This is a genomic window from Stenotrophomonas sp. YJH_SMC_138, from assembly GCF_059369855.1.
Genome location: NZ_JCAFTB010000007.1, coordinates 201,148 through 217,049, shown reverse-complemented (window position 1 = coordinate 217,049; position 15,902 = coordinate 201,148). Strand labels below are relative to the sequence as shown.

The window sequence follows — 15,902 nt, the reverse complement described above, 5'->3', positions numbered from 1 at the left end:
CGCGACTTGGTTGGCAGCCGTTGGCTGCAGGGGAGCCGGAGCAGGTGTGCTGCCAGTCAGTGCGTCGCTCCGATTCCGGCGTGCGCGACGCAGCGCCGGACGACCAGGGGGCCAATGCTCGGGACTGCTTTTTCGTACGTCAAAGTGAAGCCCGTATGAATCAGGCGTTTATCGCGAAAATGTCCATCGCCGCAGTGGCGGCGTTGATGGTGGCCGGTTGCGCCACCAAGTCCGCTCCCGATTTCGGAGGCCGCTGGAAGCCGGTCAACCGCTTTGCTGCGGCACCCACCGAGATCCCGCTGTACTCCAGCTACGTCTACCAGGCCTCGCCGATGGATGGCACGCTCAAAGCCATGCTCGAGCGCTGGGCCAAGGATTCCGGACGCACGCTGGATTACCGCCTGAGCTCGGACTTCACCCTGTACGGCGCGGTCTCCAGCATCGACACCACCAACGCTCAGCAGGCCGTGATCGATCTGACGGCGGCCTATGCAGCGCAGGGCATCTCCGTCTCCATCGTTGGCAACCAGATCGTTGTGCAGAGCGCTGGCTCGACGCCGACCGCGTCGGCACAGGGCGCTGATTCCAACAGCGGCACCTGAGTCCACCTCGAAATCATCGAACGTGCCGCTCCCCGCGCCTGTCGCAGGGGCGCCACGCCCATTGATGTTTCAGCAGTACGGAAGAATCCATGTTCCGCAAGAAGGATCCCGGCAATAGTCCCAAGGTCGAGCAGTCGGTCGCCAAGGCGGTCAGCTACGAGATCACCGTGGCCGACATGGCGCGCCGCAGCGAGCGGCGTGCGTGGTGGGTCGCCACAGGCTCGTTGCTGATGTCGCTCGCACTGGCGGGCGGCTACTACTACATGCTGCCGCTGAAGGAAAAGGTGCCGTTCCTGGTCATGGCCGATGCCTACACGGGTACGGCGACCGTCGCGCGGTTGAGTGGCACGTTCCAGGGCGAGACGATCACCACCAACGAAGCGATCAATCGCAGCAACGTCGCCCAGTACGTGCTCGCGCGCGAATCGTATGACTCGGCGGTGATGGGCCTGCGTGACTGGGAACTGGTGTTCGTGATGTCCACCGATCCGGTGGCGCAGTCCATGCGTGTCCGCTATGCGGGCAACAATCCGCAGAACCCGTTCGTGATGTACGGTCGCGAGCGCGCCATCCGGGTCAAGATCCTCAGCATCACGCCACTGGGGGCCGAGCCGAACGGCAGCTTCCGCGGCGCTTCGGTGCGCATACAGCGCAGCCTGCTGGACAAGCGCACCGGCGTCTCTACCTACCTGGACAACCAGCTGGTGACGATGCGCTTCAGCTACAACCAGAACCTGGCGCTGTCCGAACAGGATCGCATCCTGAACCCACTGGCGTTCCAGGTCACCGAGTACCGCGTCGACAACGACTACTCGCGTGGCGTGCCGGTGCCGGATGACGGCGCCATGCAGGCACAGGCGCAGCAGGCCGCGCAGGCCGCGCAGCAGGCACAGGGTGTCTACGATCCCAATAATCCTGCGGCGGCCACGATGATCGATCCGGCCACCGGCCAGCCGGTCGCGGCTCCGGTCAACGGCCAGGTGCCGGGCCAGGCAATGCCGGGCCAGCCGGTACAGGGCCAACCCATGCCGGGTCAGCCGGTGCAGGGGCAAGCAATGCCGGGGCAGGCCATGCCCGGACAGCCGGCCATGAGGCCGGCGCAGAACAATTCCACCGGAACTGCTGATGGAGCAAGCAACCGATGAGTAGTCGAAATATCAGGGGAAGCGCGCTGGCGCTGCTGTCGATGTTGTCGTTGCTGTTCTCAGCAGCGGCGATGGCGCAGGCGGTTGACCACTACGAGTACGAGAAGGACCGTATCTATCCGGTTCGCACCGGCCTGGGCCTGACCACCCAGATCGAGTTGAGCCCGAACGAGAAGATCCTCGACTACAGCACCGGCTTCAGCAGCGGCTGGGAACTGACCCGTCGCGAGAATGTGTTCTACCTCAAGCCGAAGAACGTCGACGTCGACACCAACATGATGGTGCGCACCGAGACCCATTCCTACATCTTCGAGCTGAAGGTGGTGGCCACCGACTGGCGCCAGCTGGAACAGGCCCGTCGTGCCGGTGTGCAGTACAAGATCGCCTTCGTCTATCCGAACGACACCGTGTTCGGCGTCGCCCAGGAAGCGGTCGAGGAAGAGGCCAAGCCGTTGTTGAGCTCGGAACTGGCCAAGGACCGCCAGTACAACTTCAACTACTCCTATTCGACCAGCAAGGCGAAGAAGATGGGGTGGCTGATCCCGGTCAACGCCTATGACGATGGTCGTTTCACCTACCTGAAACTGCCGAATTCGCCGGAGTACAAGACCGGCATCTTCCCGGCGGTGTTTGGTCGTGAAACAGAATACGGTGAAGACTTCGTGGTCAACACCACGGTTGAAGGCAATACGCTGATCGTGCACGGGACACACCCGTACCTGGTCATCCGCCACGGCGACTTCGTCGTCGGCCTGCGAAGGAACGTGAAGAAATGAGCCAGCAGAACACTCCCGGAAACGACCCGAACAACGGACGCGACGAGAGCCAGAGCCCGTACGGCGCACAGGGTGCTTCGGACGCGCAGTCGAACCCGTACTTCGGCACGACCCAGGCCGAGCCTGCGCCGGATCTGGATGCGGCCGCGCCGCAGCTGCGCTCGGCCGAAGAGCAGCGGCTGAACCGCAAGGCGCTGCTGTTCCTGGGCGGCATCGTGGTGCTGCTGGTGGCCATGGGTTTCCTGCTGTTCCGCAAGGGCCAGGATGACAAGGACGCTGTGCAGAAGGTGCCGGACGTTGCGCGCGTGTCTACGCCGACTCTGCCGGACGCCGTGCAGACGAGTCCGGTGCCCTCCCAGGCCATGCAACCGGTTGATCCGATTCCGATGACGCCGCCGCTACCGCCGCCGCCGCTGGATTCCACCCCGCTGTTCGTTCCCCAGTCCGATTCGGCGCGCGAGATGGACCGTGGCCCGACTTTGCTGGACCGCCGCATCGGCTCCGGGAGCGGGGTGGGTGGTGGTGATGGACAGGATGGCAACGGGAGCAATGGCGGCCGCGGCATGGATGAGTACACCCGTGCCATGCTGGCCCAGCTGCCCAACAATCAGGCGGCGCCGGCAAAGGTTCGCCGCGGCCCGGACGTCGAGGATGTCTCCAGCGCCACCTACATCCAGAGCCCCGATGCGCTGCTGGTGCGTGGCACCTACCTGCGTTGCGTACTGGAAACCCGCATCATCACCGATCTCGCCGGCTATACCTCGTGCCTGCTGACCGAGCCTGTGTACTCGATCAATGGCCGTAATCTGCTGTTGCCGAAGGGCTCCAAGATCTATGGCGCCTACGGCGGCGGTCCGATGGGCAAGCGCGTGGAAGTGATCTGGGATCGCATCACCACTCCGAATGGCATCGACGTTGCGATGTCCAGCCCGGGCGTGGATCAGCTGGGTGGCGCCGGTCATCCGGGCCAGTACAGCGCGCACTGGGGCAGCCGTATCGCCTCGGCGCTGATGATCAGCCTGATTTCCGATGCCTTCAAGTACGCAGCCGCCGAACACGGTCCGGAGACCACCACCATCGCCAATAACGGCATGACGGTGCAGTCGCCCTATGAGAGTGCTACCGCACGCACGATGGAGCGCCTGGCCAACGAGGCACTCAGCAGCAACCGTCGTCCGCCGACCGTCACCATCAACCAGGGCACGATCGTGAACGTCTACGTCGCCAAGGACGTCGACTTCACCAACGTGCTGCACCCCCGCCGGTAACCCAACGAACGATCATGGACGCCGAAGTGTCACCCCTCGCCCTCGTCTCCAGCGATTTCCTGCGCTATCAGTACGAAGTGCTGGGCATCGCCGAGTACATGACGTCTCCGGAAGTGACGGAAATCTGCATCAACCGTCCCGGTGAGCTGTACCTGGAAACCCGGGCGGGGTGGCAGCGGGTGGACGTGCCGAGCCTGACCTTCGAGCGGGCCCGGCAGTTCTGCACGGCGGTGGTGAACGAGAGCAACACCGGCCAGCGCATCACCGATGCCGATCCGGTCGTGTCGCTCACGTTCCCCACTGGCCAGCGTGCGCAGTTCGTGATTCCGCCGGCATGTGATGCAGGCAAGGTGTCGATCACCATCCGTCTGCCGTCCAAGCACACCAAGTCGCTCAGCCAGTATCACGAAGACGGCTTCTTCAATCAGATCCTGGAAACCGATGGCAGCATCAGCGAGCAGGATCGTGAGCTGCTGGAGCTGCGCCATTCGCGCGAGTACGCCGAGTTCTTCCGGCGTGCGGTGATGTACCGCAAGAACATCGTGGTATCCGGTGCGACCGGTAGCGGCAAGACCACCTTCATGAAAGCGCTGGTCAATCATATCCCGGACAGCGAGCGCCTGGTCACGATCGAGGACGCGCGCGAACTGTTCCTGACCCAGCCCAACGTCGTGCACCTGCTGTATTCCAAGGGTGGACAAAGCACCAGCAATGTCAGCGCCAAGAGCTGCATGGAAGCCTGCCTGCGCATGAAGCCCGAACGCATCATCCTGGCCGAGCTGCGCGGTGACGAGGCGTTCTACTTCATCCGCAACTGCGCGTCCGGTCATCCGGGTTCGATCACCAGCTGCCATGCGGGCAGCCCGGAGCAGACCTGGGACCAGTTGGCGCTGATGGTGAAGGCCTCGACCGAAGGTTCGGGCCTGGAATTCAACGTGATCAAGCGACTGTTGATGATGACCATCGACATCGTCGTGCATATCAAGGCGCATGCCGGCTCGCGCTACATCACCGGCATCGACTTCAATCCTGGGCGTGCCCAGGGGCAGGGGGGCTGAAGGATGCTGCCAGGACTGGAAATGATGGCGTGCCCGGAGATGGCCGTGTCGATGGATGTGATGCAGCACGTCATCAACGTCGAATCGTCGCGCAATCCCTACGCGATCGGCGTGGTTGGCGGTGCACTGGTGCGCCAGCCCAAGGCCTTGGATGAAGCACTGGCGACGGTGCGCATGCTGGAAGAGAAGGGCTACAACTTCTCGATCGGGCTGGCCCAGGTCAATCGCTACAACCTGGGCAAGTACGGCCTGGATTCCTACGAGAAGGCCTTCCAGCAGTGCCCGAACCTGCAGGCCGGTTCGCGCATCCTCGCCGAGTGCTACAAGCGCTCCGGTGGTGACTGGGGCAAGTCGTTCAGCTGCTACTACTCGGGCAATTTCGAGACCGGCTTCCGTCATGGCTACGTGCAGAAGATCTACGACTCGATCCGCCGCGGGCAGCAGGTCGCCAGTAATGGTGTCGCACCGATCGACGTGGTCAGTCGGGGGGAGCGCCGCGCGGTGAAGGTCGAGCATCACCCGCAGCTGGCTTCGCCGGCGCAGGCGCGCATCGTTGCTCAATCCAATGGCCCCGTGTACGTGCCGTCGGAAGATCCCGCACGCGCCTATGTCGTGTACCCGTCCAGCGGGGCGATGGCGCGGGGCAGCCTCCTGAACATCGCCGACCAGGCACTGTCCAAGGTGGTACTGGGTTCGGTGGATCGGATGATGCAGCCGCAGGCGCAGCCGGCCCAGGCGGGCGCTTATCCGCAGCAGCAGGCCGGCGGCATGCCGCAGCAGCTGCCTCAGCAGGGTGCTGCACGGGCGATGGCCATGCCGCAGCAGTTGCCAGGCGCTGCCGGCGCCGGCAATGAGGGGCCAGTGATGCTGCGGCCCTGGAGCGAGCGCAACCAGCCTGTCGCCGGTGGCGACAATTCATTCAACGCACCGGTGCAGGCTGCGCCGGTGCAGCAGATTCCCGCAGGGGATGCGGCCTTCGTGTTCTGACGAAGTCGTGGTGCGGCCAGTCCCCCGGCTGGCCGATTCAGTTGTGTTAGTCCATCAACAAGGAAATCAATCCATGAAGCGATCCAATCTCGACCTCGTCCAGGCCCAGCGCACGCTGAAGACCCTGCTGATGGCCACGATCTTCGTTGGCGCACTGTTCGCCCCGCAGGTGTTCGCAACCGGCACCGACTTCGGCGGCACCGACAAGAAGGTCTGCGGTTTCTTCTCCAACATCAACGGCCTGCTGAACATGGCCTCGATCGCCGTCGTGACCATTGCGGTGATCTTCGCCGGCTACCAGATCGCCTTCGCGCACAAGCGCATCGGTGACGTCGCGCCGATCCTGATCGGTGGCGTGCTGATCGGTGCCGCCGGCCAGATTGCGCGCATGCTGCTGGGCGAGGGTAGCGACGGCAAGTGCGGTGGTGGCACCAGCACTTCCTACCTGATCAACCACGTGATCCAGTACTACAGTGCATAAGAACGTCGTGTTCCGCGGCTGCACGCGCCCAGCGATGTTCCTGGGCGTCCCCTACCTGCCATTTTTCATGGTGGCAGGTGGGTTGCTGCTGCTCAGCATGTACACGAACTTCTGGTTCCTGCTCACCATTCCGGTGGCGGTCTTCATCATGCGGCAGATGGCCAAGCGTGACGAAATGATCTTCCGCCTGTTGGGCCTGCGCCTGATGTTCAAGCTGAAAGTCCGCAACGTGCAGGAACACGATGGCATGTGGGTATTCAACCCCAACCATTACCGCGACAAGCCGGCCCGAATGGATTGAGGTCCGGATCCGGCCTGGCGGGCGTCTGCGCCCGCCGGGTCTTTTGTAACTCCTTGGCACTACCTCTTTGGAAGCAGTCGTATGTTCAGCCCTGACACCTCCATCAGTGAGTTCATTCCGTTGTCGTCGCATGTCGCTCCGAACGTGGTCAAGACCACGGGCGGCGATTACCTGCTGACCTGGCATCTGGAAGGGCTGCCGTTCGTCGGCCGCGAGGAGTGGGAGCTCGAACATCGCCACAACACGTTCAACCGCCTGCTGCAGACGCTGCGCGCGCCGGATTTCGTCAACGTCGCCTTCTGGGTGCACGACATCCGTCGTCGCCGCACCCTGAAGGGCAAGAGCAACTACAAGCAGCGCTTCAACCAGGATGTGTCCGATCAGTACATGGGCATGTTGTCCTCACAGCGCATCATGCAGAACGAGCTGTACCTGACCATGATCTACCGCCCCGTGGTGGCGGGTAAGCGCTTCGTAGAGAAGTCGGCGAACGTGGACAAGCTGCGCGCCGAGCAGGAGCAGGCGGTCGAAAAGCTGATGGAGCTGGCCGGCAACGTCGAGGCCGTCATCCGGGACTATGCGCCATACCGCTTGGGAATGTACGAGGCCAAGAACGGCGTGGTGTTCTCCGAAACGCTGGAGCTGTTCGGCTACCTGATCAATCGCATCGACGAGCCGGTGCCGGTGCTGTCGGCACCGATCAAGGACTACCTGCCTGTCAGCCGCCATATGTTCTCGGCCAAGACCGGCGATTTCGCGATCAATACCCCCAATGGTGCCAATCACTACGGCGCCATCCTGAACATCAAGGAGTATGCCGAGGGCACTTACCCGGGCATCCTCAACGGCCTGAAGTACCTCGACTACGAGTACGTCATCACCCATTCGTTCAGCCCGATGGGGCGGCAGGACGCGCTGAAGGTGCTTGATCGCACCAAGGGCATGATGATCTCCTCCGGCGACAAGGCGGTCAGCCAGATCGTCGAGCTCGACCAGGCCATGGATCAGCTGTCGTCCGGCAACTTCGTGCTGGGTGAATACCACTTCATCATGGCGGTCTACGGTGACACTCAGGCCAAGCTATCGCAGAACGTCGCATCGACCCGCGCCGAGCTGTCCAACGCCGGCTTCGTGTCGACCAAGGAAGACCTTGCGGTCACCTCGTCCTTCTATTCGCAGCTGCCGGGCAACTGGCGCTATCGTACCCGCCTGGCCAATGTCAGCTCGCTGAACTTCCTGGGCCTGTCGCCGCTGCACAACTTCGCGACCGGCAAGCAGCACAACAACCCGTGGGGCGACTGCGTCACCACGCTGCAGACCACCAACGGCCAGCCGTACTACTTCAATTTCCACGCGACCCATCCGTCGGAAAACTCGCTGGGCGAGAAGGCGATCGCCAATACCATGGTGATCGGCAAGTCCGGTACCGGTAAGACCGCGCTGATCAACTTCCTGCTCAGCCAGGTTCAGAAGTACGAGCCGTCACCGACCATCTTCTTCTTCGACAAGGATCGTGGTGCGGAGATCTTCGTGCGCGCCTGCGGTGGCAACTATCTGGCCCTGGAGAACGGCGCGCCGACCGGCTTCAACCCGTTCCAGTGCGAGAACAACGAAGCCAACGTGCAGTTCCTGGCCGACCTGATCAAGGTGCTGGCCGGCAAGCGTGAGTACAGCGCCCGCGAGGAAGAAGACATCTATCGCGCGGTGGAAAGCATGCTCGATACGCCGATGCATCTGCGCAGCATGACCAATTTCCAGAAGAGCCTGCCCAACATGGGTGACGATGGCCTCTACGCGCGCATGCGGCGCTGGACCTCGGGCAATTCGCTGGGCTGGGTCTTCGACAATCCGGTCGAGACCGTTGATCTGAGCAAGGCCAACATCATCGGCTTCGACTACACCGACATCATCGACAATCCCGAAGTGCGCGTGCCGGTCATCAATTACCTGCTGCACCGCCTGGAGTCGCTGATCGATGGTCGTCCGCTGATCTACGTGATGGACGAATTCTGGAAGATCCTGGATGGCGAAGGTGGCCTGAAGGAGTTCGCGAAGAACAAGCAGAAGACCATTCGTAAGCAGAATGGCCTGGGCATCTTCGCGACGCAGAGCCCGGAGGACGCGCTGAAGAGCGACATCTCGGCAGCGCTGATCGAGCAGACTGCCACGTTGATCCTGCTGCCGAACCCGAACGCCAGCAAGAGCGACTACATGGACGGCCTGAAGCTGACCGAGGCCGAGTTCAAGGTGGTCACTGCCCTGGACGAGCGCTCGCGCTGCTTCCTGGTCAAGCAGGGTCACGCGTCCAGCGTGTGCCAGCTCAACCTGCGCGGCATGGATGACATTCTGTCGGTGATCTCGGCGTCCACTGACAACATCGACATCATGCATCGGGTATTGCAGACAGCTGCGGTACGCGCACGGGTGACGGTGGATGAGCTGACGCCGGAACAGTGGCTTGAAGATTTCTACAAGAATCGAAAGGGCTCGGGCAAGGCGGCTGTCGCAGCGCGCGACACTGTTACCTGATCCGCGAGACGGCCTGCCCGAAGACTACGAGTTCCGATCAATGGAGACTGATATGAACAATACCAAGCAAGCTTCCTCGCCCCGCCGCCGCGCGCCCCGTCTTGCAGCGATGACCGTGGCAGCCATGATGGCGCTCGGCACCGGCAATGTCAGCGCCTGGATTCCCGTGCAGGAGACCGGTACCAGCCTCATCCAGCACCTGCTCAATCAGATCAACACCTACAAGACCGAGGCGACCGTCTACGCGGCCAAAGCGCAGGACGCGGCCGAGTACGTCGAGCAGAACACCCGCTGGATCCGCACGCTGGAGCAGTATCGCCAGGCGCTGATCCAGGTGCAGGCGGCGGTGAACAGCTTCGGCATGCCCGACAGCGCGCCGCTGGTGCCGGTGGCACCGAACTATCTGGTTGCCGAAACCTGCGGCAAGGCGCTGGACTTCAGCCTGGAGTCCGCCTTCAAGGTGTTCGTGTTCAATCCGCAGGCGGATGTGAAGGAGCAGCAGATGCAGATCTGCGTCAACATCCGGATGATGCAGAACCGCAAGTACAACGACGCGATCGATTTCCTGACCCAGACCGTTCCGCGCATCAACAACTCCTTGACCCGCATCCTCAAGATCCGCCTGACCAACAACGATCAGGGCACCGTGCAGGGTGCCGACAGCGAATCGCTCCGCACCGCCAATGACATTGCCGCACTTGCCCAGAGCTGGGAAGCACGGATGAAATCCTATGATGCCTATATCGAGGTCATGGAGGCCAACCAGAAGGTGGTGGCGCAGGCCGCATTGAAGGGGGACCCGACCAAGCAGCTGATCAGCGACATGGTCAAGACCACCGCACTGAAGGCCGCGCTCAGCGTCAAGTGATCGCAGGCCGCTAATACGTAGACATGCGCTGCAAAGCAATGCGGCATTTCATGCAGTAACGGAATTACCAAGGGATTGTGGAAATGACGATCAGGTGGCTGGCCAACTTTGATTTCTCAGGCGGATTGCAGGATCTGCTGGGCTACGCTGTGCGTGTCCAGTCGATCGGCGATTTCGTCTTCTTCAAGCTGATCATGGATTACCTGCGCGACAGGATCAGTGACTACGGCATCGACCTGATGGGGCGCATGATGTCCTGGGTCGGTGGCATTGCCCTGGTGCTGATGACGCTGTGGGTACTGATCCAGGGCTTCCGGATCGTCACCGGCCGCAGTCGCGACTCCATGATGGTGCTGGTGACCAACATGGCGCGCGCGGCGTTGATTGTGAGTGTTGCCACCAGCATGGCGATGTTCGGCAGCAACCTGCAGAAATTCCTCAACGAGGACGTCAAAGGCCTGATCACCCACGTGGTGACCGGCAAGGACCAGCAGCCGGAAGACCAGATCGACAAGAGCCTGGCGTGGATGCAGGTGGCGCTGTCGAGCATTGATGGCATCAAGATCCTGAATGATCCGGGGTTGCAGGCGGACAAGACACGGGCGCTTTGGTTCATCGGCATGGGCACGGGCGGTCCGGCCGTCACCGCTGGTGCGATGTTGCTGCTATACGAGGTCGCGCTGGCGCTGTTCATCGGCCTGGGTCCCTTGTTCATTCTGTGTCTGTTGTTCGACCAGACCAAGCAGCTGTTCCAGCGATGGCTGTTCTACGGCATCGGCACGATGTTCTCGATGGCGGTACTGGCAGCGATGGTATCGATCGCGCTGGACATGGTGATCCGTGTCTCGACCGCGTTCTGGTCCACCGCCCTGGTCAACAAGTTCCTGCTCGAAGGCGCCTCCAGCGACGGCATGACCAGCCAGGCGATGCAGCAGGGCGGCATGGGCCTGATTCTCACGACCCTGATCCTGACCGCTCCCCCAATGGCAGCGATGTTCTTCCAGGGCACCTTGGGTAGCTTCATGGCATATTCGCAGATAGGTGGCAGCCCGGTGGCACAGGCGCCGGGGCCCAGCGGGCAGCCGCCGGGTAGTTACTACACGCCAGCGACGCCAGAGAAGGGACGAACTGTCGACTCCGGTGACTACAGTAGTCAGTCAACGAGCCGCATGACATTGCCGCAGTCGGATGCGACAAAGATTGCGGAAACTGGCCAGCGAGCTGCTCATCCTGGTAGATAGTGATTCAGGCGTATTTGGAGAGTTAACGTGAAGCGCATTGTGATCTCCCTCTTTTGGATTTGCTCTGCTTTGTTCTTGCTTGTGACAGAAGATGCCCAAGCGGAGGGGCGCTGCCCGCCCGGACAATATCCGATTGGCGGACAGGGGGTTGGTGGATGTGCGCCAATACCGGGCTCTAATGGAGGCGATGCAGGGTCGAGTGGTCCGGTCGCGACTGGCCGCTGGATCAAAACCTGGGGAGCTATTGCAACCGCAGTAAGCACAGGTGATATGGGGGCTTCGGTTGGAAGGCGTTCAAAGCAGGAAGCTGCGTCCGAGGCGCTTTCCCGTTGCGCAAGCCATGGCGCTAGAGATTGCAAAGTCGGAACTACCTACAAGAACCAGTGTGTTGCATATGCTGATCCCGAGAAGGGGAGTAAGGGCCGTGTCTCCTATTCGGTTGCAGGCTCCAAGGAGGAGGCTGCAAATCGAGTCCTGTCCCATTGCGCGGACATCGGTGGCGGCCAGTGCAAAGTTCTTTATACAGATTGTTCTGAGCCGATCTTTGAGTCGTTCTAGTCTCATGACTGCCGTAACATCTTTGATGGTATGAGCGTACCTGAGCCAAGCTGCTCAAGAGCCTGGGGTAGAACGCGCGGCTGAAGAAGCCGCGCGGCGAGAAGTTGAGCGAGAACGACTTCATCAGGGTTGCATTGCGACTCGTGCACCTTGTTTAGTGGGCAAGTGTTCTTCTACTGTGCTGGGAAAGTGGTACAGGGCTATCGGATCGTCACCGGCCGCAGCCGGGACTCGATGATGATCCTGGTGACCAACATGGCGCGCGCCGCCCTTATCGTGGCGGTGGCGACAAGCATGGGCATGTTCGGTCGCGACCTCCATGAATTCCTGACGGAAGACGTGAAGGGCCTGATCACGCACGTTGTGACCGGCAAAGACGAGAAGCCCGAGGCGCAGATCGACAAGAGCTTTGCCTGGATGCAGGTGGCACTTTCGAGCATCGCTGGCATCAAGATTCTCAATGATCCCGAGCTGCAGGCTGACAAGACCCGCGCGATGTGGTTCATCGGCTTGGGCACGGGTGGACCAGCGGTGACGGCAGGTTCAATGTTGCTGCTGTATGAGGTCGCCATGGCCTTGTTCATTGGCTTGGGACCACTGTTCATTCTGTGTCTGCTGTTCGATCAGACCAAGCAGTTGTTCCAACGATGGCTGTTCTACGGCATTGGAACCATGTTCTCCATGGCGGTGCTGGCGGCGATGGTCTCGATCGCGCTGGACATGGTGATCCGCGTGTCGGCTTCGTTCTGGATGACGGCGCTTGTGAACAAGTTCCCGCTTATGGGCGCGTCCAGTGACGGTATGACCAGTCAGGCGATGCAGCAGGGCGGCATGGGATTGATCCTGACGACCTTGATTCTGACTGCGCCCCAATGGCGGCCATGTTCTTCCAGGGCACCTTGGGTAGCTTCATGGCATATTCGCAGATAGGTGGCAGCCCGGTGGCTCAGGCACCGGGTCCGAGCGGGCAGCCGCCGGGTAGCTACTACACGCCGGCCGCTCCGGAGAAGGGGCAGTCCGGCCAAGACAGTGGTGCGCATGATCGTCATGCGACTGCGCGTTCAACTCTTCCGTCGTCAGATTCCACCAGGGTTGTCGAAACCGGCCTCAGAGCTGCACATCCCGGCAATCAATAGCCTCAATACGTAACGGAGTAAAAGTGTGAAATACACATTGCCCTTCATTCCTGCTGGCTTGCTCCTATGTTTGTTTATGACGGGTGAGGCGAAAGCGGAAGGGCGTTGTCCGCCAGGGCAGTACCCGGTTGGCGGTCAAGGCGTAGGTGGATGCGCACCTATTCCGGGCTCCGGTGCTGAAGGCGCGCAGAGCGGTCCTATTGCTACTGGACGTTGGATCAAGACTTGGGGGGCAATTGCGGGGGCGGCAAGCACGGGCGATATGGGGGCTTCCGTTGGAAGGCGCTCAAAGCGAGAAGCTGTCTCAGAAGCGCTTGCTCGGTGCGCGACACACGGGGCGAAAGACTGCAAGATCGATACAACGTACAAGAACCAGTGCGTCGCATATGCAGATCCTGAGCCGGGTAGTAGGGGAATAGTTTCAATTTCCGTCGCCGGCTCAAGAGAGGAGGCGACCAGTCGGGTTCTGTCCTACTGCGCGAAGAACGGTGGAGGGCAATGCAAGGTGTTGTACACGGATTGTGCTGAGCCAATATTTGAATCTCTCTGAGCTATGCCAGTCGAATCATGGGCGGGATCCTTGAATCGGCCGTTGCATGATGGGAATGGCCTGCTGAAAGGCAGGCCATCTCATTTATGGGGAGCTGGAACAGCCGATCTAGGTGGTAATGTTGGGTGTCGTCACTAGCCACCTGGATGCACTTGTATGGGGTGCCCTCGCCTGGGACATAGTGATTTGGCATCGGCTTCGCTCTGGACAACGGCAATGGTGAAGAAGCACCTCCTGACCGCTGCCTTCAACAAACGCATGCCCGCATAGGTGGTACAGCTGGGCGGCATGGGCCTGATCCTCACGACACTGTTACTGATGCGCCTCGCATTGGCAGCCGGGTTCTTCCAGACAACGCGGAGGGCCCCCATGGCAAGTTCGCAGGCATGTGGCGGTGCAGCTTCTGCCGTAAAAACCCGGGCACACTTCAGCGCCGTGCGTGACGTCAGGGGCGAGTAGGCATCCATTCACGTTAACCGCGCTTTTTCTGTGATCAAGTGCGCTTTTCATCCCAAGCCCCCTTCGACGAGCCCCGCCTCCTCGAAGTAAGCTGCGTGCGCGTCAAAATCCCGACGCATCGGTGCCATCGAACGCAGGAGCTTTTCCGTCCATGAGGACTCTGATCACCCGCGTTGCGGATGACGCATGCCACCGTCGCGGTCGCCGTGGGCTCAGGGCTATCATCCGGCATGGCGGACGCTGGTCGCGCATGGTGCATTGCACCGGTTCCAGCTTCCGCTCGGATACTGGCAGGACGGGATTGAAGGAGTTGCAGGGGATGGAGAAGGGGAGTGGCACGCACATGGACAATGCCCTGGCGTTCGTTCCGTCTGGCGCGAACCTGCTGGAAGCCGTACGCGGCGATCTCACCGGCAATGGCGTCGACGACCAGTTGCTGGTGATCGATCAACCGGCGCCCGACGGCCTGGTGCCCGGCGAGCACGGTCCCAACCGGGTGCTGTTGCTGCTGCTCGGCGACGCCGCAGGCCGATGGCAGCTGGCCGCGCGCAACGACAAGCTGGTGCCGTGCTCCACCCGTGGTGGCATCGCCGGCGATCCCTTCGCGTACGTGACGATCGAGGACGGCGCGTTCAGCGTGATTACCAATGGTGGTAGCCGCGAGCGCTGGAGCAGTGTCTACACCTTCCGCTATGCACCCGCCGAGCAGGCCTGCTGGGTGCATGGCGTGCAGCGCAGGGTGGTCGACACCGAGACCGAGGCCACCCATACGCGCGATTTCTCGGTGGCCGAACTTGGCCGGGTGCGGTTCGAGGATTTCGATCCGTCCGTCGTCGCCGACGTGAGCTTGCCCTGAGTGCCATGCCTGTGAGGAGGCGGGAGTACCCAACGATGATCGAGCAGGAGTTTCACCGTGTCGCAGGATAGAGAGTCGCAGCTATTGCGGCAGGCCACGGAGGCCGGCATGACCTCGTCCCGGGAACTGGCCAACTTCATGGCGCAGGCCGGGCACGAGTCCCGTGGCTTGAGCCGGCTCAATGAGAGTTTCAACTTCACCCGGGGTATCTCGCAGATCCCGGTGGAAGCGGCGTGGCGCAATGGCAATGGCGCGCTTGAGAGCGCCCGCCAGGAGGCGCTGCGTGGGCGCCCGGAGAACCTGGCCGAATTGATGTATGGCGGGCGCATGGGCAATGACGCGCCTGGTGATGCACTGAAGTATCACGGACGTGGCTATCTGCCGCTGGTCGGCAAGGAGAATTACGAGCGTGCCGGCAAGGCGCTGGATCTGGATCTGGTGAATCAGCCGGAACTGGCTGCGCAGCCCGAGCACGCCGGCCGTATTGCGGTCTGGCAGTGGCAGACGCGGGTACCGGAGGCGGCGCGCGAGGATGTGCGCGAAGCGACGCGCGCGATCAATGGTGGGCTGAACGGCATCGAGGCCCGCCAGCAGCGATTCGATGTGTGGCAGCAGAAGCTGACGCCTGATGTGATGGCGCGGCTGGAGCGGGGCGAAGTCGGGGCGCCGGCCCAGCAGGCCACCCTGCGCGACATGTCGCAGCCGGGTGAGCCGGGACACGGCCTGTTCCAGGGGGCGCGCCAGCACCTGCAGCAGATGGGGCCGCAGAGCGGGCTGCGCACTGGGCAGGAGCTGGACAATGCCGCCGGCGCACTGGCGTTGAGCGCGCAGAAGGCCGGAATGTCGCGTATCGATCATCTGCTGGCCGGCAATGATAGCCGCACGTTGTTTGCGGTGCAGGGTGCGCTGGGCGATCCGGCCATGCTGCGCGCATCGGTCGATCGCGAGCAGGCGGCGCAGCAGCCGCTGGCGCAGAGCAGCCAGCAGTTGGCCGCCAGCGTCGGCCAGCAGGACCCGGCGGCTGCGCTCGCCCGCGAGCAGGAGCAGCGTTCTCGATCCCTGTAACACCTGATGCCGGCGGGCAGGG

Annotated in this window: 15 protein-coding genes and 1 pseudogene; all 16 read left to right on the top strand. The window is 62.0% G+C overall.

Going from position 1 to position 15,902, the window contains the following annotated elements; all coding sequences use genetic code 11:
* The first annotated feature begins 155 nt into the window (after positions 1–155).
* The 16 genes and pseudogenes from AC5P7I_RS15935 (at position 156) to AC5P7I_RS15860 (ending at position 15,880) form a co-directional block, all read left to right on the top strand.
* Positions 156–602 carry a hypothetical protein gene (locus tag AC5P7I_RS15935; protein ID WP_032957008.1) on the top strand — a complete coding sequence of 149 codons (447 nt, stop codon included), beginning with the start codon at positions 156–158 and terminating at the stop codon, positions 600–602.
* A gap of 89 nt (positions 603–691) precedes the next feature.
* Positions 692–1,747, top strand: coding sequence for a VirB8 family type IV secretion system protein (locus AC5P7I_RS15930; protein ID WP_049408147.1), 1,056 nt, complete (start codon positions 692–694; stop codon positions 1,745–1,747).
* Entirely contained in the window at positions 1,744–2,523 is a 780-nt protein-coding gene (locus tag AC5P7I_RS15925; protein WP_014037652.1) for a TrbG/VirB9 family P-type conjugative transfer protein, read from the top strand. Before AC5P7I_RS15930 ends, AC5P7I_RS15925 begins: the two co-directional genes overlap by 4 nt.
* Positions 2,520–3,791: a TrbI/VirB10 family protein gene (locus AC5P7I_RS15920; protein WP_049442499.1), complete on the top strand. Its 1,272-nt coding sequence runs from the start codon at positions 2,520–2,522 to the stop codon at positions 3,789–3,791. The genes AC5P7I_RS15925 and AC5P7I_RS15920 overlap by 4 nt, the downstream gene beginning before the upstream one ends.
* A gap of 14 nt (positions 3,792–3,805) precedes the next feature.
* Positions 3,806–4,849 carry a P-type DNA transfer ATPase VirB11 gene (gene virB11 / locus AC5P7I_RS15915; RefSeq protein ID WP_049408142.1) on the top strand — a complete coding sequence of 348 codons (1,044 nt, stop codon included), beginning with the start codon at positions 3,806–3,808 and terminating at the stop codon, positions 4,847–4,849.
* Positions 4,850–4,852: 3 nt separating this feature from the next.
* Complete coding sequence (locus AC5P7I_RS15910) at positions 4,853–5,836, top strand: lytic transglycosylase domain-containing protein (RefSeq protein ID WP_262086994.1); 984 nt, start codon at positions 4,853–4,855, stop codon at positions 5,834–5,836.
* A gap of 73 nt (positions 5,837–5,909) precedes the next feature.
* Entirely contained in the window at positions 5,910–6,317 is a 408-nt protein-coding gene (locus tag AC5P7I_RS15905) for a TrbC/VirB2 family protein (RefSeq protein ID WP_046431329.1), read from the top strand.
* Positions 6,310–6,618 (top strand): VirB3 family type IV secretion system protein, encoded by a 309-nt coding sequence (locus AC5P7I_RS15900; RefSeq protein ID WP_019660289.1) that lies wholly within the window; start codon positions 6,310–6,312, stop codon positions 6,616–6,618. Before AC5P7I_RS15905 ends, AC5P7I_RS15900 begins: the two co-directional genes overlap by 8 nt.
* An 81-nt stretch (positions 6,619–6,699) precedes the next feature.
* Positions 6,700–9,147 carry a VirB4 family type IV secretion/conjugal transfer ATPase gene (locus AC5P7I_RS15895; RefSeq protein WP_262086992.1) on the top strand — a complete coding sequence of 816 codons (2,448 nt, stop codon included), beginning with the start codon at positions 6,700–6,702 and terminating at the stop codon, positions 9,145–9,147.
* Complete coding sequence (locus AC5P7I_RS15890) at positions 9,077–10,015, top strand: hypothetical protein (RefSeq protein WP_153643637.1); 939 nt, start codon at positions 9,077–9,079, stop codon at positions 10,013–10,015. The genes AC5P7I_RS15895 and AC5P7I_RS15890 overlap by 71 nt, the downstream gene beginning before the upstream one ends.
* 83 nt (positions 10,016–10,098) lie before the next feature.
* Complete coding sequence (locus AC5P7I_RS15885; protein WP_164110958.1) at positions 10,099–11,256, top strand: TrbL/VirB6 family protein; 1,158 nt, start codon at positions 10,099–10,101, stop codon at positions 11,254–11,256.
* A 39-nt stretch (positions 11,257–11,295) separates the two neighbouring features.
* Positions 11,296–11,814, top strand: a complete 519-nt coding sequence (locus AC5P7I_RS15880; protein WP_425604938.1) for a DUF4189 domain-containing protein — start codon at positions 11,296–11,298, stop codon at positions 11,812–11,814.
* Between the two features lie 189 nt (positions 11,815–12,003).
* Positions 12,004–12,950 (top strand): annotated as a pseudogene (locus tag AC5P7I_RS15875) (TrbL/VirB6 family protein); the annotation flags it as partial.
* 76 nt (positions 12,951–13,026) lie between these two features.
* On the top strand, positions 13,027–13,500 hold the full coding sequence (locus tag AC5P7I_RS15870; RefSeq protein ID WP_080376402.1) for a DUF4189 domain-containing protein: 474 nt from the start codon (positions 13,027–13,029) through the stop codon (positions 13,498–13,500).
* Between the two features lie 778 nt (positions 13,501–14,278).
* Positions 14,279–14,815 (top strand): hypothetical protein, encoded by a 537-nt coding sequence (locus tag AC5P7I_RS15865; protein ID WP_197556830.1) that lies wholly within the window; start codon positions 14,279–14,281, stop codon positions 14,813–14,815.
* 57 nt (positions 14,816–14,872) lie between these two features.
* Positions 14,873–15,880, top strand: coding sequence for an XVIPCD domain-containing protein (locus AC5P7I_RS15860; RefSeq protein ID WP_197556811.1), 1,008 nt, complete (start codon positions 14,873–14,875; stop codon positions 15,878–15,880).
* Positions 15,881–15,902: the final 22 nt, after the last annotated feature.